24 protein-coding genes and 1 other annotated feature (1 of these 25 cut by a window edge) are annotated in these 24355 nt (G+C 38.3%); of the genes, 5 read left to right on the top strand and 19 right to left on the bottom strand.

Annotated elements, in window-relative coordinates; translation table 11 throughout:
* Positions 1 to 215: 215 nt before the first annotated feature.
* Positions 216 to 359, bottom strand: a complete 144-nt coding sequence (locus M3183_RS16035) for a hypothetical protein (protein WP_251471213.1) — start codon at positions 357 to 359, stop codon at positions 216 to 218.
* Positions 360 to 462: 103 nt separating this feature from the next.
* On the opposite strand from M3183_RS16035, the gene M3183_RS16040 reads away from it, so the two are divergent.
* Together M3183_RS16040 and M3183_RS16045 are read left to right on the top strand one after the other, a co-directional pair.
* On the top strand, positions 463 to 915 hold the full coding sequence (locus M3183_RS16040) for a universal stress protein (protein ID WP_251471215.1): 453 nt from the start codon (positions 463 to 465) through the stop codon (positions 913 to 915).
* Between the two features lie 112 nt (positions 916 to 1027).
* Positions 1028 to 1342: a hypothetical protein gene (locus M3183_RS16045; protein ID WP_251471216.1), complete on the top strand. Its 315-nt coding sequence runs from the start codon at positions 1028 to 1030 to the stop codon at positions 1340 to 1342.
* Between the two features lie 32 nt (positions 1343 to 1374).
* On the opposite strand, the gene M3183_RS16050 is transcribed toward M3183_RS16045, so the two are convergent.
* The 9 genes from M3183_RS16050 to sppA all read right to left on the bottom strand — a co-directional run bounded on the left by M3183_RS16050 (position 1375) and on the right by sppA (position 8897).
* A complete protein-coding gene (locus M3183_RS16050; RefSeq protein WP_251471218.1) occupies positions 1375 to 1887 on the bottom strand; it encodes a MogA/MoaB family molybdenum cofactor biosynthesis protein in 513 nt (170 codons plus the stop codon).
* Complete coding sequence (locus tag M3183_RS16055; RefSeq protein ID WP_251471221.1) at positions 1888 to 2724, bottom strand: EcsC family protein; 837 nt, start codon at positions 2722 to 2724, stop codon at positions 1888 to 1890.
* Positions 2725 to 2827: 103 nt separating this feature from the next.
* Positions 2828 to 4012, bottom strand: a complete 1185-nt coding sequence (locus M3183_RS16060) for an acetate kinase (protein ID WP_251471223.1) — start codon at positions 4010 to 4012, stop codon at positions 2828 to 2830.
* A 218-nt stretch (positions 4013 to 4230) separates the two neighbouring features.
* On the bottom strand, positions 4231 to 5214 hold the full coding sequence (locus M3183_RS16065) for a class I SAM-dependent methyltransferase (protein WP_251471445.1): 984 nt from the start codon (positions 5212 to 5214) through the stop codon (positions 4231 to 4233).
* Between the two features lie 90 nt (positions 5215 to 5304).
* The gene (tpx, locus tag M3183_RS16070) at positions 5305 to 5805 is read right to left on the bottom strand and encodes a thiol peroxidase (RefSeq protein WP_251471225.1); all 501 of its coding nucleotides are present in this window, start codon (positions 5803 to 5805) and stop codon (positions 5305 to 5307) included.
* A 194-nt stretch (positions 5806 to 5999) separates the two neighbouring features.
* Positions 6000 to 6530 carry a GerW family sporulation protein gene (ytfJ, locus tag M3183_RS16075; protein ID WP_251471226.1) on the bottom strand — a complete coding sequence of 177 codons (531 nt, stop codon included), beginning with the start codon at positions 6528 to 6530 and terminating at the stop codon, positions 6000 to 6002.
* Positions 6531 to 6547: 17 nt separating this feature from the next.
* The gene (locus tag M3183_RS16080) at positions 6548 to 7240 is read right to left on the bottom strand and encodes a DUF2953 domain-containing protein (RefSeq protein ID WP_251471228.1); all 693 of its coding nucleotides are present in this window, start codon (positions 7238 to 7240) and stop codon (positions 6548 to 6550) included.
* Positions 7241 to 7323: 83 nt separating this feature from the next.
* A complete protein-coding gene (locus M3183_RS16085; RefSeq protein ID WP_251471229.1) occupies positions 7324 to 7875 on the bottom strand; it encodes an RDD family protein in 552 nt (183 codons plus the stop codon).
* Positions 7876 to 7886: 11 nt separating this feature from the next.
* Positions 7887 to 8897, bottom strand: a complete 1011-nt coding sequence (sppA, locus tag M3183_RS16090) for a signal peptide peptidase SppA (RefSeq protein ID WP_251471230.1) — start codon at positions 8895 to 8897, stop codon at positions 7887 to 7889.
* Between the two features lie 165 nt (positions 8898 to 9062).
* Between sppA and M3183_RS16095 the strand changes: the two genes are divergently transcribed.
* The gene (locus M3183_RS16095) at positions 9063 to 9863 is read left to right on the top strand and encodes an NAD kinase (protein ID WP_251471232.1); all 801 of its coding nucleotides are present in this window, start codon (positions 9063 to 9065) and stop codon (positions 9861 to 9863) included.
* 38 nt (positions 9864 to 9901) lie between these two features.
* On the opposite strand, the gene rarD is transcribed toward M3183_RS16095, so the two are convergent.
* The 7 genes from rarD to refZ all read right to left on the bottom strand — a co-directional run bounded on the left by rarD (position 9902) and on the right by refZ (position 17945).
* On the bottom strand, positions 9902 to 10825 hold the full coding sequence (rarD, locus tag M3183_RS16100; protein WP_251471447.1) for an EamA family transporter RarD: 924 nt from the start codon (positions 10823 to 10825) through the stop codon (positions 9902 to 9904).
* 132 nt (positions 10826 to 10957) lie between these two features.
* Positions 10958 to 12541: an acyl-CoA synthetase MbcS gene (gene mbcS, locus M3183_RS16105; RefSeq protein ID WP_251471236.1), complete on the bottom strand. Its 1584-nt coding sequence runs from the start codon at positions 12539 to 12541 to the stop codon at positions 10958 to 10960.
* Positions 12542 to 12699: 158 nt separating this feature from the next.
* Positions 12700 to 12903 carry an alpha/beta-type small acid-soluble spore protein gene (locus M3183_RS16110; RefSeq protein WP_251471239.1) on the bottom strand — a complete coding sequence of 68 codons (204 nt, stop codon included), beginning with the start codon at positions 12901 to 12903 and terminating at the stop codon, positions 12700 to 12702.
* Positions 12904 to 13001: 98 nt separating this feature from the next.
* Positions 13002 to 14210, bottom strand: a complete 1209-nt coding sequence (gene thiI, locus M3183_RS16115; protein ID WP_251471242.1) for a tRNA uracil 4-sulfurtransferase ThiI — start codon at positions 14208 to 14210, stop codon at positions 13002 to 13004.
* The gene (locus tag M3183_RS16120) at positions 14211 to 15353 is read right to left on the bottom strand and encodes a cysteine desulfurase family protein (protein WP_251471245.1); all 1143 of its coding nucleotides are present in this window, start codon (positions 15351 to 15353) and stop codon (positions 14211 to 14213) included.
* A 108-nt stretch (positions 15354 to 15461) separates the two neighbouring features.
* Positions 15462 to 17150 (bottom strand): septation ring formation regulator EzrA, encoded by a 1689-nt coding sequence (gene ezrA, locus M3183_RS16125; protein ID WP_251471246.1) that lies wholly within the window; start codon positions 17148 to 17150, stop codon positions 15462 to 15464.
* A 162-nt stretch (positions 17151 to 17312) separates the two neighbouring features.
* Positions 17313 to 17945: a forespore capture DNA-binding protein RefZ gene (gene refZ / locus M3183_RS16130; RefSeq protein WP_251471248.1), complete on the bottom strand. Its 633-nt coding sequence runs from the start codon at positions 17943 to 17945 to the stop codon at positions 17313 to 17315.
* Between the two features lie 156 nt (positions 17946 to 18101).
* On the opposite strand from refZ, the gene M3183_RS16135 reads away from it, so the two are divergent.
* Positions 18102 to 18584: a GAF domain-containing protein gene (locus M3183_RS16135; protein WP_251471250.1), complete on the top strand. Its 483-nt coding sequence runs from the start codon at positions 18102 to 18104 to the stop codon at positions 18582 to 18584.
* Between the two features lie 189 nt (positions 18585 to 18773).
* Here the strand turns inward: M3183_RS16135 and megL are convergent, their stop codons facing one another.
* A complete protein-coding gene (megL, locus tag M3183_RS16140; protein ID WP_251471251.1) occupies positions 18774 to 19958 on the bottom strand; it encodes a methionine gamma-lyase in 1185 nt (394 codons plus the stop codon).
* A 532-nt stretch (positions 19959 to 20490) separates the two neighbouring features.
* Between megL and rpsD the strand changes: the two genes are divergently transcribed.
* Entirely contained in the window at positions 20491 to 21093 is a 603-nt protein-coding gene (rpsD, locus tag M3183_RS16145) for a 30S ribosomal protein S4 (protein WP_251471253.1), read from the top strand.
* A gap of 126 nt (positions 21094 to 21219) precedes the next feature.
* On the opposite strand, the gene M3183_RS16150 is transcribed toward rpsD, so the two are convergent.
* On the bottom strand, positions 21220 to 24090 hold the full coding sequence (locus tag M3183_RS16150) for a transglycosylase domain-containing protein (RefSeq protein ID WP_251471255.1): 2871 nt from the start codon (positions 24088 to 24090) through the stop codon (positions 21220 to 21222).
* 146 nt (positions 24091 to 24236) lie between these two features.
* Positions 24237 to 24355 (top strand) — a binding site (T-box leader) (it continues 95 nt past the right edge of the window).

Consider the following 24355-nt stretch of genomic DNA (forward strand, 5'->3'; position numbering starts at 1 on the left):
GCCAACATGGTTTTAGCCACCTGTTCCGAGTTTTGCCTTCAAGTCCTCCGCACGAAATCTCACGATACTCGCACTACCTGTCAGCTATACATTTCCGCCACAACGGCATGTTAGGGACTTGCACCCTTTAGAGCGAAGCGCTGCCAAGCGCACAAGAAGCTGCCCATATTAAAATGAACAGCTTCTTTCAAGAAATCCCCAATCTCCAGTCAAAGTCAAAAAGAACTTTCCTCTTCATCTGAAGTCATTTCATGGTCAATATGACCACTATTATAAGATTCCATGATTTGCTCACTTACCATATTTGCTCCCTGCTCATCAAATTCATACTTTGTCTGTTGATTTGGATCAATTCCCATGGATGATACTCCCTTCAATATGATTACCTCATTATTGTTCGAAAACCTGCCACAGTTATACGCTGTTAAATAATGTATAATCAGGGTGAGGAGGAGGATAGTCATGGAACTTAAATATACAAATATTTTAGTGGCAATTGATGGTTCGAAAGAAGCTGATTGGGCTTTTAAAAAAGGGATTGAAATTGCCAAAAGAAACCACGCTAAAATGCTGTTAGTCCATGTGATTGATACCAGATCATTTGCCTTAGTTGAAGCATATGATACGGTTATTGGCGATAGAGCAGAGAAAATGGCAAAAGAAATGCTTGTAAATTATAAAAAGCAGGCTGAAGAGGCCGGCTTATCAGATGTACAGTATGAAATTGATTTTGGCTCCCCTAAGGTAAGAATTCCAAGAGAACTTGCTAAAAACCATAAAATTGACTTAATTCTTTGCGGAGCAACAGGACTAAATGTCGTCGAAAGAATCTTTATCGGCAGTGTTTCCGAACACATCGTCCGTTATGCCCCTTGTGATGTTTTAGTAGTTCGAACAGAAAAAGAAACAGATTAACTTTAAAACCTTTAGCGGGAGCAAATTTTGCTCCCTTTTTTAATAAAATTTCGTCCAAGGCTTCAAGTTGTGTAGTACAATGAAAACAACTACAAATTATGGAGGAATACCAATGAAAGAATATTTTTCCTTTGACCAGCGTCTCGGCATTTTTATTCCTGAATTAGCGCTGGACTGGGACGAATATAGTAAAGATATACAAGAGAAGGTTCTCTTCCATTGGGAGAAAATCCGAGGTTCTATACCAGACCGCATTGTAGACCTAGAAGCTGAAATTAATAGTAAACAAGAACAGCTGAATGACGAGAGTGATTTTCCGCGCTCCTGCCAACTAAACAGTGAGATAGCGGAACTTGCCTCCATCATCAATGATTTATGGTTATGGTACCGGGCAAACCAGGAGATTTCAGCAAAAATTCATCATTAGAAAAACTCCCTCAAAGATTGGAGGGAGTTTTTCTATAAATCCTTTTTTATTTCTCTCACGACGTGGCCGATTTCGGGCAATATTAATTTATTCATCGCAAGCTTTACTGCACCAGAGGAACCAGGTGTTGAGAAAATGGCCTTATCATGAACAACACCGGCGATAGCCCTGGATAATATGGCAGCTGACCCGATATCCTCTTGATAACTTAACATTCTAAACAATTCACCAAAGCCGACAATTTCCTTTTCAATCAGTCCCTGAATGGTTTCAATCGTTACATCCCTTTTGGCGATCCCAGTTCCGCCATTAGTTAAAATCACTTCGATATTATCCTGACCGCAAGCATGCAAAATTTCTTGTTGAATGGCCTCTTTTTCATCCTTCACAATCACATACTCCATTACTTGGTGGCCAGCTTGTTCAAGCAGCTCTGCCATCAGCCTGCCGCTTTTATCTGTTTCTTTGTCTCTTGTATCACTAACCGTAATCACTTTGCATTTCACTGACTTAGGCGCCTTCATCTTATGTTCCTGGTTACTCATCTATAACTCCTCTTTTGCTTTAAGATAGCGATATTGATAATATTTATGAGCCAAATCTGTTACTTTTCTAGTTAACTGGTAATTGGCACCAGCACCAATTGTCATACTGACAAGCGGAATGCCTTGAAACATCTTTTTCCTAAACAACGTAATCACTATTGCTTTTAATAACTGCTGAAGAGGCTGCTCTATCCAGGTTATATCAGTGATTTCTTCCATTCCTTGATAAAAATAGTGACCGTCGTCAACTGCCATTTCCTCCATTAATAAGGACCAGCCATTCAGCTGCATTCTAGCAGGAAGAGTACCCGTATGGAATACCTTTAAGGATGTCATCATTTCATGAGGGGAATTTATTTCATAACCGTACGTCATAGCAATCAACTGTACCACCCTCAGATTAATAACCGCCATTGCAGGAATATCAGTACCTAATAACAGTGCCCCTCCTTTACCTGCAAGCCCCCCTTGAGCAAGTGAATATAATCTATGTCTTGCAATTTGCTGTTCGGCTATGTATTGCAATTGATCAATGGATAATTTTTGCATATCACTAATTTCTTCAATTTCCTTTTGGAAAATCCTCCCTGAAGCGATAATCCGCTCTTTAGCATCCATTTGGAGTTGGGAACCCTGAATAATGCCGTGCAAATGGAATAGCCAGGTATCAATAACCGAAAAAAATTGTCTCTGAACCCTTTCTGGTAATAAAGAAAAGGAACGTTCTAAATATTTTTCATATACTTGTTGAAAATCATTAGGTTCGTAACTATTTAGTTTTTTCTCCCATTCCTGAATATCATTCAAAACATATCGTTCCCGATCTGTTAGCGGCATCGCTAACCCTCCTCTAAATGGTTCTGTTTCCAGTATATCACAAAAGGAAAAGACAAGAAAAAAAGCAAAGACTGCTGATAGTCTTTGCTTCCTCATTAGCTTTTTAGGTAAGCCTGATTACATCGCGTGCAATCATAACCTCTTCATTTGTAGGAATGATTAATACTTTTACTGGTGAATGAGGGTAGTTGATAAATGCCTCTTGTCCTCTTACCTTGTTAAGGGCTGGATCCCAATATACACCCATAAACTCAAGGCCTTTTAACACATTTTCACGGATGACATCACTATTTTCACCAATTCCAGCGGTAAAGATAATGGCATCAACACCATACATCCGTGCAGCATAGGAACCAATATATTTGTGAATGCGATTAGAGAACACATCTAAAGCAAGCTGTGCCCGATCATTCCCTTTCTTCGCCTCAATTTCAATATCTCTTAAGTCACTCGAAAAACCAGAGACTCCCAGCATCCCGCTCTTTTTATTCAATATCTCCAATACTTCATCTGCTGTTTTCCCAGTCTTCTCCATAATAAACGGAATTAGAGCCGGGTCAATATTTCCTGAACGTGTACCCATTGTAACCCCTGCTAAAGGGGTAAATCCCATGGAAGTATCAATCGATTTTCCTCCTTGAATGGCGGCGATACTTGCACCATTTCCTAAGTGGCAGGAAATCAAACGAAGCTGTTCAAGCGGACGTCCTAAAAGCTCAGCTGCCCTGCGGGAAACATATTTATGACTTGTTCCGTGGAATCCGTATTTTCGGATTCCATATTTTTCATAATACTCAAACGGCAGGCTGTATAAATAAGAACTTTCAGGCATCGTTTGATGGAAGGCAGTATCAAACACAGCAACCGCCGGAACATTTGGAAGGACACGCTTGAAAGCTCTAATCCCAGTCACGTTTGCCGGATTGTGCAATGGTGCCAGCTCTGATAATACATCGATTTTTGCTAAAACTTCTTCCGTAATTACTACCGAATCATTAAATTCTTCTCCACCATGGACAACACGATGACCGATTCCGTCAATTTCACTTAAAGATTTGATAATACCCAAAGATGTCAGTTTATCTAAAAGCAATTTAACAGCAACTTCATGATCAGGAATATCAAGAGTCTCTTTAATTTTTTCGTCGCCTGCTGTTATGTTAAAAATGGAATCATTTAAACCGATTCTTTCAATTAGACCTTTTGTAATCACTTTCTCGCTTGGCATTTCAAATAATTGAAACTTTAAAGAAGAACTTCCAGCATTAATCGCAATAATTTTTGCCATTTTCTACCGCTCCTTTTATATAACACATTAAATACATAAACCCTTTTATATATACTGTTCTATTTTGTGTAATTACTCCTTAATTAAATCCCCAAGTTCTCATTTAAACACTGTCAAACGCAACTTGCAAGGCGAAATTATCATGCAATCGATTACATCAAGATATAAATGTATTCTGAGTTTTCCTAAAAGAAAAGGGATGACACTTAATGAAAATGTCATCCCTTGTTTTCTTTAAACCACTTATCAATTTTAACTAAAATATTATCCATTTCCGCCTTATTAGATAAACTCGGCAAGTCAACCAGTAAAGCTTGTTTAGGCGGTTTTATCCCATCACCCTTTTTTTGGACAATAAAAATACTTTTGGCGGCATTTTTATTTTTAAACATGCTGAGTGGCAGCTGTAAAATTCCCTGAATTAAAAGATGTTCTTTCATATAATCATGGAGTTTTGAAGCCTGATCACTTTCAAACAATCCATTTGGAATAATAAAAAATAAATACCCGCCTGGCTTTGTATACCGGACGCTCTGTTCAATAAATAAATGATGTGCATATGTATGGCCTTCGTCCGCTTTTACTTCATAATCCGAAGCCCTTACATCGTTTGGATAATATCCAACTGGTAAATCGGCAATAACGGCATCAGCTAATTCAATAAAAAGCGGCTCTATACTATCTTGATTAAAAAATTGAACTGGCTGCTGCTGCAGGTTAGCATTAATATACGCAAGTTTTATCAGTAAATCATCAATGTCCACGCCTACTGCTTCTGCTTTTTTATCAATATAATTTAAAATGGTCAATAATAGATTTCCAGTTCCGACAGCTGGATCCAGCAGTCGAATAGAAGGTTCTTTCATAAATTTCCCAACCAGATATGCTGCCAGCATGCCGATAGAATCTGGTGTCATTTGATGATTTGGCTGGGATAGTTCCTTCATTCCTTTTAGAATAGCTAATTGGAAAGCCTTGCGAATCTCTTCATTAGAGTATTGGTCCATCCTAATCTCTTCATATTGCTTTTTTAACCATTTTGTTGTCAGCTCGCTAAGTTCTTCTTGAAGAATCGAACCATGGAATAAATTCTCTCCGGTTTCTGCCAAAGCCTCCAAAAAGGAGCACTCCAACTCTTCCTGCAAGCGAAGCGAAGTCTCATTAAATAATGTAAATAATTGTTCAACTGGAGAAACCTTCATCATATCCCTCTCTTTTTTCAATTTAAAAAGCCTCGCAAAATGACGAGGCCCTCATTCTTATACCATTATTGTCTATTTTTACGTTTTTATTTACTTCGCGCTCTTAGCTGCTTCAAGGGCTGCTTCATAGTTTGGATGATTAGTTGCTTCACTAACATACTCAACATATGTAACAGTATCAGAAGAATCAACCACGAATACAGCACGAGTTAATAATCTATTTTCTTGAATGGCTACACCATATGCTTCACCAAATGAAAGAGCACGATGGTCAGATAATGTTTGTACATTTTCAATTCCAGCTGCAGCACACCAGCGTTTTTGAGCAAATGGAAGGTCAACGCTGACGGTTAGAACCTTAACATTTCCTAAGCTGTTAGCTTCTTCATTGAAACGGCGTGTTTCTGCGTCACAAACACCAGTATCAAGTGATGGAACAGAAGTGATTAAACGAACTTGTCCTTTAGTATCATTTAAAGTAACTTCAGACATATCATTTGCTAAAACTGTAAAATTAGGTGCTTTATCCCCTGCTTTTACCTCATTTCCCAGTAGAGTAACTGGTTTTCCCCCAAATGTAACGTTTGCCATTTTTGCATCCTCCTTTGTTTTTTCCTGAAGGGTGAATTCATTTAGAACCTCCCCGTCAGCAATATGTACAGTGTAACTATATACTGTCAGAATTATTTTTGCAATTAATATGATTTTAGAAAATATCATCATTTCCTCTTTAAGCCATAAAGAAACTCGCCGACCGGCGAGCCGTTATTTCAAATAAGTTTAAACTATTGAATGACATCAATATCCAGGTCCGCTTTCGGCTTTGAACCAGAAGATTGATTGTTTGATTCGGAGTGCTGGTTTGATTCATTTTTCTTTGAGAACATTTGTTGAATTTTATCAACTGCTTGTGGAGCCAGCTCTAATATTTTTTCATACAAATGGGTGCTTTCATCTAAATGAAGCATTTTTACTCCTGAAGAGTTCACTATTAAAAAGGCAATTGGTGTAATAGAAACTCCCGCACCACTTCCTCCGCCAAACGGAAGCTGGGAACCTTTGCTCTGCCCTTGTCCTTGTCCTTGCCCTTGCCCCTGCCCTTGACTTTGGCCTTGATTTTGCCCTCCAGAGCTGCCGCCGCTCATATTGAATTCACTGCCTCCTGCTGCAAATCCAAAACCAACTTTTGAAACCGTTAAAATAACACTTCCATCAGGGGTTTCGACAGGATCGCCAATGATTGTGTTGACATCAATCATTTCCTTTAAGCTTTCCATTGCAGTAGTCATTAAGCCTTGAATTGGATGATCTGCCATCGTAATTTCCTCCTTCTTCAAACAACTTTCGTTTTATCATTTGAAAAATTTGTTTTGTTTGTACGGCGGTCTTTCCCGCCTTTCCAGAATTTTATTAACTTTAATCCTGCTAAAATAGCATGCCCGATTCGAAACTGAAAAATACATGAAAGACTGGTCTGAATTACTGCTGCCTGGAAATGAGGTGTAATAGTTAATTGAGGCATCACCATTAAGTTTAAATAGCGGCTGATAAGTCCGGTAATACTGCCCTTTAGCGTCCATAAAGCACCAGCGGCAATTGCCGTATGTGCTGCATCGCCAAGTCCTATATTGGTCTGCCACTCAAATTTTTTAATACGAATCTTACGAAAAAATTTCCTGACAATCACATTCATTCTGACTACCTTTTTTAATAAATCTCTCGCCTTCTCCATTTTTTCCATAACTTTATTTTTCGTAATTTGTTCGACCTTATGATCTGGAGTGTCATTAGATGCTTCCCCCATTTGAGATTGATGCTTCACAATGACACTTGGAGAATTATCATCAATTTTGATGAGCGGCACGTTGATTTTATATTTTATCAGCCCGAACCAAACTCTGAATTCAATCTTTAAATCATCATCATCATTGTGATGATAGTAATTAACGATTATTGTTAACTTAGTAAAAATAATAAGAATTACCAGCAGAATGAAGACGGATAAGGAAATATAAAGCCAAAGCATCTTTTCACAACCTTTCCGCCTGCTAGTATCTCCTTAATGAAAAAAAATAAACCTATCAAACTTTTGGTTGATAGGCAGTTTTTCTAATTGGTATGAATCACTGTAGTGTCTGTAAATAAATCATGGAGTCCTTGCTTTTTAGGGAGGAAGGCAACGATAATATACCCAATCACGATTGTAGCTGATATAAACCTTCCAATCCATTCACGGAAGAGGATTGTTCCCCAGGATAGTTGTTCATGCTTTAAGTCAATTACTTTTAAACCAAATACCATTTTTCCAAGAGTTTGATTAAAAAACTTCGTCATTAAAACGAAATATAAATAAAAGATAACCGCAGAGGCAATGGAAATGGGTGCAAACATATTAAATTCAGTTAATGGAATATCAAACAGGCGGAATACTGGATTAATAAACAGCCGGACTAAACTTCCAATCACAATTAAATCCAAAAGATAGGCCCAGAAACGCATCCAAAAGCCAGCATAGCGGACAGGAGATGGAATAGTTTCCAAATGATTATTTACTCTTATTTCTTGATCAGAATGAGAAGTGCTGCTTGACTCCTCTTTTGGATGAATAGAGTCCTCTTTAGAGCCTTCTTTCAACACATTTAAACTTTCATTAGTATCCATTATGTCACTCCTTATTCCGCGTAAAGGTACATAAGCCTTGGTGAGTTCGGTTTAGAGAGAACCTTCATAAGTCCAGCCATTTCTGCGCTGTCACCCATTAACTTCTTTGCCTGGAAGGTAAATAGTGAGCCAAGGCCAAGTGTTTCCGTATAACGGACAACCTTTGCTCCTTTAAGCTTTTCATCTTTTTTCATTTGCTTGATACAATCATCCAAATAGCCAAAACCATCGATTAAATTTAATTCTTTTGCCTGCCGTCCATCATAAATTCGGCCATCCGCAATCTTTTTAACCTGATCTACGCTTAAATTACGGCCTTCAGAAATCACTTTTACAAATCCCTCATACGAGTTATTGATCATCGTTTGTAAAATTTTACGCTCCTCCTCGGTCATCTTACGGGTCGGGCTCATAATATCTTTGTATTTTCCACTTTTAATGGTCACAAAATCAACACCGTATTTATCTGCTAAACCTTTATAATTAATTCCCTCCATAATGACTCCGAGGCTGCCAGTCAAAGTTTCTGGACTAGCATAAATCTTTTTAGCTGCAGTGGAAATATAATATCCCCCTGACGCTGCCATAGAACCCATGGATATATAAACCGGCTTTTTGGTGTTCTTTTGAATTTCCACTAATTTATCATGAATTTCCGCACTTTCAACAACACCGCCGCCAGGAGAATTCACTCTAATAATCAAACCTTTTACGGTATCATCATCCTTAATATCATTTAATTGTTTTAAAAACAGCTGATGATTGTAACCGGTACTTTGTAATAGTGACCCAGCGTCGCCAGAATCCTGTATAACACCCTCCACATCTAGTACAACAATTTTCTTTAACTCATTCCCATCCTCAACCACTTCTTCCGTAAACGGCTGATCTGCTGCAGCAAAAAAATCGCTAAAATCCGTTTGAATACCTTTAACAGCAAAAGCAGTTAAGAAATTTATAAGAACCGATACAAAAAATAATGCTGCAGCAATACCAAGCGCTGCCCAGCGTCTCCCATTCATCTATTTGCCCCCTCTTTTTTTCTATAATTTAAAACCCGTTGTATTTTCATATTGTTTCAAAAAAATGCTAAACTAAATTCAGGACTTGCCTTATTTTATCAAAAATTAATGGTAAAATGACTAAAAGGTTGAAGTTTTCTCATTTTCTTCTAGGGGGAATCATTTATGGAAGACAGACGGAATGTATATTTTTATTATAAACGCGATGACGAATTAATCAGAAAAGCTGCCCCTCTTTTTGAAGCAACGGAACGTTATGGCTTTACCATCGTAAACGATTATCGTAAAGCGAATATCATTATCAGCATTGGAGACGACGGAGCATTCCTTCAAGCAGCCAGACAAACCGGGTTTCTTGAAGATTGCCTTTATATGGGGATTTCTACTAAAAATCACTTAAACATGTATTGTGATTTTCATATAGAAGATTCTTCAAAAATAATTGAAGCGATCTTAAATAAACAGCTGGAGGTTCGACGTTACCCGCTGATTGAAGCGGCTGTAGACGGGCAAGGAACTTTTTACTGTCTGAATGAATTCAGTATTGTCTCCTCTATCATAAAAACTCTTGTGATTGATGTGTTTATTGATAATCTTCATTTTGAAACATTCAGGGGGGATGGCTTAATTGTGGCAACCCCAACTGGTAGTACAGCTTATAATAAATCTGTCAAAGGAGCGATTGTTGATCCACTCCTTCCCTGTTTACAGGTAAGTGAAGTGGCATCCATTAACAATAATAGCTACCGGACGCTCGGCTCTTCTTTTATTTTAAGCGGCGACCGAAAACTTATCCTTAAGGTCGTATCCGAGTTGAACGATCACCCGACAATGGGCATGGATAATGAAGCGTTAAGCGTCCGTGAAGTAGACAACATCCAAATTCAATTGGGAAATAGACGTTTAAAAACCTTAAAATTAAAAGATAATTCCTTCTGGGAAAAAGTGAAACGGACGTTCTTATAAGAACAGAAAACCTTACCTAATGGATGGGTAAGGTTTTCTTATTGTGACGACTCTTTTTCTTTTAATCCTTTTCCGGCGAAAGATATTGTTTTAGATAGGGAGTAAACCGCTAATGCCGACCAAATAAATAGAAATGAAATTAATTTCACTTTCGAAAAATGCTCCTGATAAACAAATATTCCGAGCAGCAGCATTAAAGTTGGTGCAATATATTGCAGAAAACCAAGTAAAGACAAAGGTATTTTTTGCGCCCCTTTGGCAAAATAAAGCAGCGGTACTGCCGTTGCTGCCCCGCTGCCTATTAACAGCCAATCGGTTTGAACCCCTGCAGCAAAAAAAGCATTTGTACCATGAATAAACAAATAAACCATATAGATGACTGCAATCGGTGTAATCACTATAGTTTCCAATGTTAATCCTACAGAAGAATCCACATTAATTAATTTTTTCGCCAGGCCATATAACCCAAAGGAAAGTGCTAAAGCGATAGCAATCCAAGGAAAACTGCCATGTGAGATGGTAATAATTAACACACCAATTATCGCTAAGCCAAAGGAGATGTATTGGTACAGAGACAATTTCTCCTTTAAGATAATCATTCCTAATAGGATACTAACCAACGGATTAATGTAATAGCCGAGACTGGCATCAACGATATGTCCGTTATTTACAGCCCAGATATAAATATACCAATTTACGCTTATTAGAACCGAAGCCAGCAGCAAAGCATAAAGCTGTTTTTTATTTTCAGCAAATTCCTTGATTGTGGAATGAAACAGCCTCCACTTATTTGTGAAATAGAGGACAATTAACATAAAGACAAACGACCAAAAAATTCGGCTGGCTAGAATCTCCTCCGCACCTACATGATCTAAAAGCTTCCAATAAATCGGTAATAATCCCCACAAAAAATAGGAAAAGCCGGCATGGATTGTACCAAGCTGTATTTCATTTTTTTTCATCACTTTTCCAGCTCCTAATTATTTCTAGTTTCGAAATAACTATAATTATACCTTGAATTACTGTGTCAGGGGGAATTATTTATAAAAAAATATAAAGCAGACGGTAGGACCCGCCTGCTTCGCTTCAGTTAATTACTTCTTCACTGCTCCTAATTCCTTCTGCCTTAGCTCCACTCTGCGGATTTTCCCTGAGGTCGTTTTAGGAAGTTCCTGTACAAATTCAATTTTTCTTGGATATTTGTATGGGGCAGTTAATTCCTTTACATGATTTTGCAATGTTTTAGTTAATTCAGGTGCATTGACATCAATACCTTCTTTTAAGACAACGAATGCTTTTACAATAAAACCGCGGATCTCATCTGGGCTTGCAATAACCGCACATTCCTTTACATACGGGTGTTTAACAAGGGCATCCTCTACTTCAAACGGTCCAATGGTATATCCTGAGCTGATAATAATATCATCACTGCGGCCTTCAAACCAGAAATAGCCTTCTTCATCCTTTTTGGCTTTATCACCAGTGACATAATAATCTCCGCGGAACTGCATGGCCGTTCTTTCTGGGTCTTTATAATATTTTTTAAATAAGGCAGGAGTCTCTACATGTACAGCAATATCTCCTACTTCTCCGACATCACAAATTTCTCCATCATCATTAATGATTTCTACACGATTTCCAGGGGTTGGTTTTCCCATTGAGCCTGGTTTCAAATTCATACCTTTTGTTACCCCGACAAGCAAAGTATTTTCCGTTTGACCATATCCGTCACGCACATCTATTTGGAAATGCCTTCTAAAAATATCGATAACCTCGCGATTCAATGGTTCCCCTGCCGAAACAGCACTGCGAAGGTTTGGCAGCTGATATTCTGCTAAATGATCTACCTTTGCCATTAAACGATATTCTGTCGGTGTGCAGCAAAGGACATTAATATCATATTTTTGAAGCAGATGTAGGTATTGATTGGGTTCAAATTTACCATTGTAAACGAATCCTGTGGCACCTGAACCTAGAACAGACAGGAATGGACTCCATATCCACTTTTGCCATCCTGGCCCTGCTGTTGCCCAAACGGTATCTCCTTCTTCAATACAGAGCCAATTGGATGCGGCTGTCCTTAAATGGGCAAATGCCCACGCATGGGTATGAACAACTCCTTTTGGATTCCCAGTAGTACCTGATGTATACGACAAGAAAGCCATATCCTCTCTATGTGTATCAGCCATTGTGAATTCATCATCTGCTGCTTCCATTTCAGCATCTAGATGGATCCATCCCTTTTCATTTGCTCCAATAGAAAATTTAACAAGCGGCTGAGTGGTGGTAATATTAGTAAATTGGTCAACGTATGGATAATAGCTTATTACGGCCTTTACATCCCCATGGGTAATACGATATTGTAAATCTTTTTCACGCAGCATTTCGGAACTTGGAATAACAACCATGCCAGCTTTTAGTGCAGCTAAATAAACTACGTAGGCCTCAATCAACCTGGGTACGATTACGAGAACCACATCGCCTTGATGCAAACCACAAGATTTAAAAACATTACCAGCACGGTTGACCTGTTTTAATAGTTCCTCGTATGTAACTTGCTTGGTTTCTCCAGACTCATTTTCCCATTTTAAAGCTATTTTATTTGGATTACTGGCAAAACGCTCTACTTCTGATACAAGATTATACCGCTCAGGCGCAATTAAGTCTTCCCGGTTCATACTATTCCCCCTAAAAAAATGTCTTCCACTTAATTATACTAAATTATTTTAAAATTTAAAAAGATAGTCCAGGAAAAAGATATTACAACTTTTAAAACATGCAAAAAGAGAGTGGAGGAAATTCTCCACTCTCTGTAGCCATTATATTCTTTTATTGATTAGCGGGAATATCCGCTTAATTGCTGCTGCGCCATAGAAACGAGACGCTTAGTAATTTCACCACCAACAGAACCGTTAGCACGTGAAGTTGTATCAGCACCAAGGTTTACTCCAAATTCTTGAGCGATTTCTACTTTCATTGACTCAAGAGCCTGCTCAGCACCTGCAACTAATAATTGATTTGAATTGTTGTTGTTTGCCATGTGATTTCACCTCCTTGTGAGTATATAATGTGTAAAATCACATGGCATAATTCTTTATTTTAACTGGTAATTATTCGCAAATTTTTAAAAAAATACTATTAAAACAAATCATCAAATTCCTGTGAAAGTTCCTCGCCTGGTTTAATGGTAATGGTCTCTACATCATGAACCGCTTTTTGAATTAAAGGTTCAAAGTCAAAGTAACTTTCATATTGACGGACCTTTTCTCTTTTTGGCTTTGTTTTTGGTGAAGCAGGCACAAAGATTGTACAGCAATCTTCATAAGGTCTATTTGATATTTCTAATGTATCAATCTTATCAGCAATTTTTATAATATCGTTTTTATCCATCGATATCAACGGGCGTAAAATGGGTGTATTGGTCACATCATTAATTGCATACATACTTTCAATGGTTTGGCTTGCAACCTGTCCCAGATTTTCCCCGGTAATGATAGCCAATGCCTCTCGATTCTTCCTGATTTCATCTGTGATCCGCAGCATCATTCTTCTCGTCGAAGTCATCGTATAATTTTCTGGTACCTGTTCCCGAATTGCCTGCTGTACCTCAGTAAACGGCACAATATGGAGGGTAATGGAACCTCCTGCTATTTCTGCCAACTTCCTTGAAAGATCAATCACCTTATCTTTTGCCCTCTCACTGGTAAACGGCGGGCTAAAAAAATGAACCGCTTCAATATCCAATCCTCTTCTCATTGCTAAATAACCTGCCACAGGGCTGTCAATCCCGCCTGAAAGCATCAGCATGGCTTTACCGCCCGATCCTGCTGGAAGACCACCTGCGCCTGGTATCGTTTCACACGACAAATAAATAGCATCTTTTCGTACTTCAACTCTCAAGTTAATATCAGGATTTTTCACATTAACTTTTAAGCCTGGGATATTTTGCAGCAAATGGTCTCCAAGTGTGTGATTAATTTCATCCGTAGTTAATTCAAATGTCTTATCCGATCTTTTGGCTGTTACTTTAAATGTTTTTCCATCTTTATATTGTGACTGAACCAAGTCCAAAGACGATTGTTTTACTAACTCTATTTCTTTAGCCGCTTTAATAGCTGGACTGAAAGATTGAATTCCAAAAATATGGGTTAATTTTTCAATAATTTCCCTCGCATTTTCACCATTCAGCACAACATACATTCTATCGCGGCTTGCTTCTATTTTAATTTCAGGGAAGTTTCTCAAGGCGATGCGTACACTTTTTCTTAACTTATCAATAAATTTATTACGGTTTCTGCCTTTAGTAGATATTTCCCCATAACGAATTAATATACGATCATACTCCATTTATTTCATTATCCTCTCTAGTTGTTTTACTGTGTTTTTAATCTCTTTAATAACTTCAATTGCCTCTTCAATTGTATTCTCAAATGAAAGACTGATTCTGATTGCACTCTCAGCGATTGAATCAGGGACTCCCATTGCAATTAGTGTTGAACTTGCCGATTTCTTTTTGGACGAACAAGCACTTGTCGTTGATACGAAAATCTCTTTCTCCTCAAGTGAATGAATAAACACTTCTGATTTTATCCCTTTTAAAGAAAAATTAAAGATATGTGGCGCCGCTTGTTCACTTGGCGTATTTATTTTCACAGTTTCTATTTTACCTAGTTCCAACCTAAGCAGGTTCTGAATTTTCTTCATATTCTCCACCCCGGCTTGGAATTGATCAAAAGTCATTCGTAAAGCTTTAGCCAAGGCAACGGCACCGGCAACATTTTCCGTTCCGCTTCTTAGTGTCCGTTCTTGGTTCCCTCCCGAAAACAGAGGCATTATTTTTGCACCATCACGTGCATAAAGGACTCCAGTCCCCTTTAAGCCATGAAACTTGTGTCCGGAAAAAGAACAAAAATCAATTTTACTTTCATATATGTCAAACGGAACTTTTCCAATCCCTTGAACGGCATCAACATGGAAAAGAACAGTCGGATAATCCTTTAACATTTCTCCAATTTCCTTAATAGGCTGAATAGTGCCTACCTCATTATTTACCAGCATGATGGAAACTAAAATAGTGTCTTTCCGAATAGCTTGTTTAACATCAAGGACTGAAACCCGCCCATATTGATCAACAGGTATATACGTAATCTCAAATCCGGCCTCCTCAAGCTGTTCCATCGCAAGACGTACAGAGGGATGCTCTACTGCAGATGTAATTAAATGCCTTCCTCTACTTTGATTCTTGTAAGCAGCACCCTTTATTGCTAAATTATTACTTTCAGTACCGCCAGAAGTAAAATAAATTTCGTTTGCTTTCACATGCAGAAGCCGGGCTGTTTGTTCGCGAGCCTGAGAAAGCAATTTTTCGGCATGTCCTCCAAAGCTATGCAGTGAAGACGGATTTCCAAAATATTCACTAGAAACCGTCAAAAAAGAGTTTAAAACTTCTTTATATGGCTTTGTCGTAGCACTATTATCAAAATAAATCATCGTCGTCACCTTTCTCTACCGAGATAAATCTTAACACAAAAGAATGGATTTTTAAAAACTTAAATAAAGAAACCGGTCGACCAATATTTGGTCAAACCGGATTCCTTGTTAAGCAGATTCCACTGCCGCTTTTATCTTTTTCAATGCCTCTGGGTCGATTCCTTCAAGTGATGCAGCAACTTGTTCCAATGCCTCTTGATATTCGTATCGTCTAAATGCCATTTCAGCTTCTGACAAACCTTTAGCAACCGATGGATAATGAGTTCTATACCGATTACCATATTGGATGGCCTTTTCTGCAAGCATTACATTTTCAATCAGCTCAACTGTGGAATCCGCCAGTTTTTCAACGGTTGAGACTGCAGTCTCTAAATATTGATTTATAGCGGAAACATTAAGAGGCTTTTCCTCAAGCTGAAACCGAACATTTTGAATGCTTTCATTTGCATCTTCAAATAGATATTTATAGTCTTCAGGCAGTCCTGGTACATTATTTTTTTGTACAAAACGAACCGTTTCGGCCACTTTTTTGGTTAATTCTTTCACTTTCTCTCTTGCCTCAAACTCATCCTTCCTGAGAGCCTGAAGCTTTTGAGCCAAGGTCTGCTGTTCTTCTAAAATTAAATCCAGCTGTTCTTTTATCTCTGCAAGTTCCTCACCAATAACCGATTGCGCAGTTTCATTTTGCTTCATTTTTTCCATTAAAATCTCGTAACGTTTAAAAACAGCTGAAAGCTCTTTTTCTAGATTCCCTTGAATTTCAAGATCCTGCTCAGATACTTGATAGCTCGATTGAACGTGCAAAACTTCTTCCGACAGAACTTTATTTTCCTCCTCAGCAGAAACAAGCAGGCCGCCGGCAAGTTCCTGATGTTTCAATACAAAGTGCTTCGCATGTACTTCTTTTTCCAATAAATCTAGAAGGATATCAATTCTATCCTTTACTTCTTTAGTCCCTTCAGCCGCTATTTCAATTTCCAGCGTTTCAATGGATTTAATATTCTCAGCAAGTTTCTCTTGCAAACGTTTGGTTTCTTCTTCTACATTAATATGTTCTAAATAATATTCCTGCTCAGTCATTTCCTTATAGCCGCCAAGAACCTCTGAAAGCTGGTTCGGAAGAAGTGACTGGTTTTCAATTAAGAGCTGAGGAATGACGTTCATATTATTTTGTATGGTTTCAAGCTTGTTGTGAATCAACAAGACAACTTCACGGGCTTCTAGATAATTCCCGTGTTCCGTCTTTTCATCGAATTCATGGAACTTTTGAGTAACCTCTTCAAGCACTGCTTCAAGCTGTTTTTCTGCTTTTCCAAAATTATGACGGTGAGCTAGAAGCATTTTCTTTGAATCTCGATATAACTCCTTCATTTGCTCAATTTCTTCACGATTTTTTTCCTCACTGCCAACCAATTCATGTAATTCTTCCAAAATCGTATTAATTTGGCCTTCCGTCTCCTGTAAATGTTCAGCAACTTTCTGCTGAACGTCTTTAGCCTTTTTGAAACGGTATCTGTCTATGTACTCTTCAGCATCAAACAGCATTTCTTCTAGATTTGGAAGCTTATCGGTTATAACCTCGTCCCATTGATTTCGCCAGCGTTCAAAGAGTTCTTCCGTTTGTCCTGTCATATTTAATTGTTTCACCTTAGACATTTCATCCGGAACCGGACGATTAAATAACTCAATCTTCCAGGCCTCCAGGCGATCCATTTCCTTAAAATACTTTTTCTTGATGATATATCCCACTACAAATAAAGCCAGTAAGAGGATGAATGGTCCAATGATATATATCACAAGTAAGCCTCCTATTCCAAACCACAATTAAATCATCATTCATCTATGATATCTATTTTTTTAATCGTTTAAAGTTTTGTCCAATGCCTTAATGATACCATGATAACGACAATTTTTGACTATTATTTTCAATTTTTTTGTAAAAAAAATAGCGGATGGCCGCTATTTTATTAATGCACCTTTTCTTATCGGTATGTCCGAACATAAAGTTTTGTCAATCCATAAATAAATATCTTTTAAATATTTCTGTACAAAAAATGCTTCATTAGGAAATATATATAAAACTTCTCTCATGTAATGTGTATTTGTAAACGGCATCATCAATAGGGACTTCAGCTGGATAATTAAATAGGGAATTGAGTGCGGGCGGAATTCATTCCATTCGAAGCCCCTTTCAAAGATTTTCTGAAAGTAATATTTTTCTTTTAAAGAATAGGTCGACAAAATTTCGCGGACTACTTGCGAATCCACTGACATTTCGCGATAAACAAAACTTGCCAGCTGAATATTTTCACATTGAAATTGAAGCAAATCCCCTGCCACTTGTTTTAAACAAGCTCTGGCACCCTTTTCAATAGAATTATACGCATTTTCCATTTTTTGAATATACTGTTCAAAAAAATGTGTAAAACAGTGCTCTAACAAGCCAGCTTTATTTTCAAAGTGGTAAGAAATAGAGGCAGAATTGACTTTTGCTAAATTTGCAATGTCCCTCACTGATGTTCCTGCATATCCTTTGGAATTAAATAAAAGAATGGCCGCTTTAACAATGGCTTCCTTTGAATTTTTTTTCATCGGTATTCCCCCTTTGGAGCCTCCATATTTCCCTATAATATTAAGATTCTTGTTGTCACAATTGATTCCTTCAAAAAAATGTCGACAAAGTCTGCTCATTTTCTTCGTTATCTGATAAAATAGACTATAAAATTTAAAGAAACTGGGTGAAATGGCATGTTTAGCGTCGAAATATATACCGGGACCCGTGAAGAAAATTATGAACTTGTAACAAAACAACTCCGTGCACTGCTGCACGATGAAAAAAATCAGATTGCTAATCTTAGTAATGCAGCAGCCTTATTGAATCAATTTCTTGACCGAATTAATTGGGTCGGGTTTTATTTAACGGATACGAATAATGAACTAGTATTAGGACCATTCCAAGGCCTCCCAGCCTGCGTCCGAATTCCTATTGGCAAAGGGGTTTGCGGTACTGCCGCACTGAAGAAAGAAACGGTCCGCGCTGCAGACGTAAACCAATTCCCTGGACACATTGCCTGTGATTCCGCTTCTCAGTCAGAAATCGTCATACCTCTATTAAAAGGGGATCAATTAATAGGCGTATTAGATATTGATTCACCGGAAACAAACCGCTTTGACGAACTGGATCAAGAAAAGCTTGAAGAATTTGTAAAAGTATTAACCGAATGCATTTAAAAACCCGCCCGTTTTAATGGGCGGGTTTCCTTATAGGCTGCAAACCAGTGAATCACCGCTAACATCACTGGTCATTCGCAAGTATTTTACGACTAAATTCTAAGAAAATCACATCAAGTATTGGCGGCCGAAACTGGTTAAATGGAGTATTTCGGCCGCCAATCAAGGCTATTGTTTGGGCGGGCTTTGTTATATTTTTTCCAATGCTTGTTCAAGGTCTTCTTTTATATCCTCCCATGCTTCAAGACCAACGGACAGCCTCAGCAATGTATTTTCAATCCCCATTTTTAAGCGTTCATCCTCAGGTATAACCGCATGAGTCATTGATGCAGGATGCTGTATTAAAGTTTCAGGGTCCCCAAGGCTGACCGCAATTTTAATTAATTTAAGCTGATTCATAAATTGCTGAGCTGTTTCCTTTGTTCCTTTAACTGAGAAAGAAATCATACCCCCAGGCTGCCTCATTTGTTTTTGCATGATTGAAAAGTCCGGGTTTTCCTGATCCCCTGGATAATAAATGGTATCAATTTTCGGATGATGTTTCAAAAATGCAAACAACTTGCTGGCATTTTCTGAATGACGATCCATTCGAACAGGCAGTGTTTTCAATCCTCTTAATAGCAGCCATGCATCAAATGGAGACATAATGCCGCCCATGTCTTTTTGAGTTGTCCGTGAAACTCGTTCAATCCACTCTTTTTTTCCAACCACTACTCCAGCCACAACATCGCCGTGTCCGCATATAAATTTGGTGGCACTGTGAATCACGACATCACAGCCTTTTGTTATAGGAGTTTGTAAATAAGGTGAACAAAAGGTATTATCCACAACAACCGGAATTCCTCTTTCCTTTGCAGCATTCACCGCCATTTCTAAGTCAACCAGCTTCATCGTCGGATTAATGGGCGTTTCAATATAGATAACAGCGGTATTTGGCTTAATTTCTTTCTTAAGTGACTCAATGGAGTCCATTGCGGAAAAGTCATGAGATATTTGATATTTTTCCTTAAACAATTGCAACAATCCAAATGTACAGCCGTAAATTCCTTGTGAACAAAGAATATGATCACCTGATTTTGTTAAGTCAGAAAGTGCTGCACTAACAGCGGCCATTCCAGACGAAAAGGCAAGTGCAGCCTCCCCTTTTTCCAGCATTGCGATTCGATCCTCTAAAATCTTTACCGTTGGGTTTCCTAATCGCGAATAAATATATCCCTTATCTTCACCGGCAAATCTTTTCTCTCCTTGTTCTGCATTGGAAAATGTAAAAGTGGATGACTGATATATTGGCGGCACTAAGCTTCCATGATACTGTTCTTCCTGATAACCAGCATGAATGACTTCCGTCTCAAATCGTGACTTCTTTTCTTTCATCTCGCCAGCTCCTCCTGCTCAGAAAACGCTCTCATTATACTATATTATATGATTAACTCATTATTATCGTTTAGGCTGGTTACTATCATATTTATCCTCACAATCCTCTATAATATCTGTTCGAACCAAATCAAAACAGAAATTACCTTGACTTTAGTAGTATAAAAATTATATAATATTTTTTGTGTAAAATATTGCAGCCTTTGAGAATGATCTATAATTGTTTCATTTTGTTCCTCATAAGAAAGGCGGAAGGCGACGCTTAACAGCGTATTGGACTTTAACCCTTCGACTGAGATATAGGAACCACGAAGAGCATAAGCGAATTCGTGCTTCACTTATCGTAGAGAGAAGAGCGAAGGACACTAGCCGATAGAGCCTGGAGATGGACAACTGTCCGTCCAATTTATGATGGTGCATCGTGTAACCCTCTGCTGCTAGGGCGATGGTGCATGAAAACAAAATGACTGTTATGGTGTTTCTTAGCGGTTTTTATTTTACCAAAATAAAAACACGAAGGAGGAGTCATATTATGGCTCGTTATACCGGCCCAAGCTGGAAATTATCCCGTCGTCTTGGAATTTCTCTAAGCGGCACAGGTAAAGAATTAGAAAAGCGTCCTTACGCTCCAGGACAACATGGTCCAAACCAACGTAAAAAGCTTTCTGAATACGGATTGCAATTACAAGAGAAACAAAAACTTCGTCATATGTACGGAGTAAATGAGCGTCAATTCCATAACTTGTTTGTAAAAGCAGGTAAAATGGGCGGCGTTCACGGCGAAAACTTCATGATTCTTCTTGAGTCCCGCCTTGACAACCTTGTATACCGTTTAGGTCTTGCCCGCACTCGTCGTGCAGCTCGTCAGTTAGTTAACCACGGTCATATTTTAGTGGATGGTTCTCGTGTAGATATCCCTTCATACCGTTTAACTCCTGGACAAGTAATCAGTGTTCGTGAAAAATCACGTAGCCTTGATGTCATTAAAGAAGCAATCGAAGTAAATAACTTCGTTCCTGATTATTTAACTTTCGATGCTGAAAAATTAGAAGGTACTTTCACTCGCTTACCAGAGCGTTCTGAATTACCTGCTGAAATTAACGAAACATTCATCGTTGAGTTCTACTCTCGTTAATGGTAAAAAGAATCCCCTGCCACAATGGTCAGGGGATTTTCTTTTTCATTTGGTTTATTAAATCGATTTTCTAAATAAGGTTTATTACATAAAAAGCACACGAAGAAAATTCTCGTGTGCTTTTCTTTATGCAGGCTTATCGGCAGGTTTTTCTGTCGGTTTAACTGGTTTAACCGGTTTGTCTGGTTTAACTTTTGGTTTGTCTTCCGGTTTATTACCCGGCTTTTTAACCGGTTTTCCTGACGCAGGTGTATCTGCAGGTTTTTCCGCTGTTCCAATTTGCACCACATTCGATGGTGCTGACTCATTCCCGGCAATGTCAACTGCTGTTACATAGTAAGCACCATTACCAGCATTAAATGAACGTTTCGACCCATTCACCACACTGCCCACTTTTGAACCATCTCGGTAGATGCGGTAACCGACAACATCTTTATCTGAGGCAGCGGACCAGGATAAAGTATTTCCACTCATCTTTAAACCGACAGGATTTGGCTTTTTGCCATTATCCTTCATTTTCGCTGTTGTTACAAGAAGTTTTCCCCAACGGTCATTATTCGGAATCAGCTGGCTGTAATTATGAAAATTACTTCCTGTCAGACGTTTGACAAAATCAGGGTTTAAGATTACACCAAACTGGGAAAACTCTTTTGGTGTGGAATTCAATGCTAAATATTTTTTACCGCCAACCGTCACATATTTACCTTCAATTAAACTATCATCCACTTTTGTGGGGACATTATTGACATTGAAATAATCACTCCTGACAAGCCCTGCTTTTACGCAGGCAGCTGATGGGAGCATGCCGGAAACACCGCAATAGGAGCGTTTTACAATTCCGTCCGGCATTTTAAATGATTGTTTTGGAGCAATTAAATCCGGTTTAATTTTATAAGCTGCATTCATTAATTGAGCCCATAGGTTATTTGTCCTTTGGCTGTATGACATTCCTGCTGTCTGAAGTGACTTAGGCTTGTCATACCCCCTCCAAATGCCAAATGTAATATTAGGGTTAGTTGCAACAAACCAAGAATCAATATACTGATTTCCTGTACCTGTTTTTCCAGCCCAGTCAGTACTGAAATTAAGCTTGCTTTTAATTCCGGATGCCGTTCCCATTTTAATTACATCCCGCATCATATCTAAAGTCAAATAAGCTGTCTGCGGCTTAAATACATCCACCGGTTTCACTTTATGTTGATAAATGATGTTGCCATTTTTATCTACAATTTTATCAATCAAATAGGCATCGATAAATTTGCCGTCATTTGCAAATGTGCTAAAAGCATTTGTATTTTCTTCTATTGTTACACCATTTGTCAATGAACCGATACTAGCAGCAAGATTTGTGTGATCCGCTTTTGTAAGCGAAGTGAAACCCATTTTTTCAAGGTACTTTGCCGGCTGCTTATTTACAATTTCCTTATAAAGCTTAACAGCCGGAACATTATAGGATTTCGCAAGCGCGTATCTTGCTGAGACAATACCATTATATCGATAATCATAGTTATGCGGCCATGGACTGCTGCTTCCAGGATTCAGACTAAGCTCAACATCAGGAAGCGGAGTACCTGGCGATGCCTTCCCAAGTTCAATGGCAGGTCCATATATCAGCAAGGGCTTCATGGTGGAACCATTCTGCCTAATGGCATTTGTTGCATGATTCAGCTGATGTTCACTGTCATAATTTCGTCCGCCGACAAAGCTGATTATTTTCCCTGTTTTATTTTCGATTAGCATGGCACCTACCTGAGCGGGCTCCATGGCCGTTTTCTCTTCACCTGTTTCCGGATCTTTTACCTTCTCCGGTTTATCTGGTCCGTACCATTGATAGTTATCCTTTACCTTTTGGAAGACATCATAAATATCTTTATCAATGGTTGTATAAATTTTATAGCCATTTTGCCTCAAATCGTGAGCTGCTAATGTCTTATACTTATAATAAAGAGAATCATCCTTTTTCAAATCTTCCTCGGAATAACCGTCCTTTTGTGCTAAAACTGTTGTGAGAACCTCTTTGGCACGGTTTTCTATTTCAAACGTGAGATAAGGATATTTTTCAATCGGATTTGCCACAGGCGGTGCAAAATCTTTTGTAATATCATAGGCCAGGGCATCTTTATATTGTTTTTCAGTGATATATCCGTTCGTAAACATTCTTTTTAAGACGGTCTTCATCCTTGTAATCCCGGGCTCAAGATTTTTCTTAACGGCTGCATCGTTCGTAAAAGGCGTATAGCCGAATGGACTTTGCGGCAGACCTGCAATGAAAGCAGCCTCCGGCAGTGTTAAATCACTTACTTTTTTGCCAAAGATACCTTTTGCAGCGGCCTGAACACCGGCAATATTTTTACCTGATGAGTTCCTTCCAAATGGTGCAACATTTAAATATGCTTCAAGAATTTCCTTTTTATCAAAAAATTTCTCTAAGCGAAGTGCAAGCAAAATTTCATTGGCCTTCCTTTCGAAGGATACTTCATTAGTCAGAATCTGATTCTTGATTAATTGCTGTGTTAACGTACTGCCTCCGGATTGAACAGATGAATTTGTTACTTCTTGAAACAGGGCACGGAAAACAGCCTTAGGCACAACACCATGATGTTGATAAAAATATTCATCCTCGGTTGCCACAACAGCCTTGACTAAATAATCCGAGACTTGATCGATTTTCACTTCTTCCCGTTCAAGATCCGTTCTTAACTTTCCAAGATAGACATTATGATCAAAAAATAATTGCGATGTTTCCGTGTAATTATAAATGTCTTTTTTCATACTATCGTAAGAACGAATTGGTTCATCTTTTACAAGCGAGGCAAAATAACCGGCACCCACTCCTGCAGCAAAAGAGCCTCCAATAATGATTACCACGACAATGAGGAGTACTAAGTTCCACACAACTGAATAGGTAATCCGGGCACCCTTTACCGTTTTTTTATGGGTAAGCAAGGTAAAGATGGATTTGACTTTATTAATCCAAGTTTGCCATTTTTCATTCATTCAATGCATCACCTCATTTTAAATCACCATTCATTATAGCATACTCAGTATATATAAATTGACAGGATTCCACTTTTTCTGAAATTTCCATTTCTAATTTGACAAGATATGATGTTTATGTTAAAAAGACTATAAGTTCATTTTTAACATAAGCATTGAAGGGAAACAATGGTAGTTCTTCTATCCCTGATTAAAGAGAGGCAGCGGTGGGTGCAAGCTGCTACAAATAGAAGAGTGAATTACATCCTGGAGCTTTCTCTGTGAA

The sequence above is a fragment of the Neobacillus mesonae genome (genome assembly GCF_023715155.1).
Lineage (GTDB): Bacteria > Bacillota > Bacilli > Bacillales > Cytobacillaceae > Neobacillus > Neobacillus mesonae_A.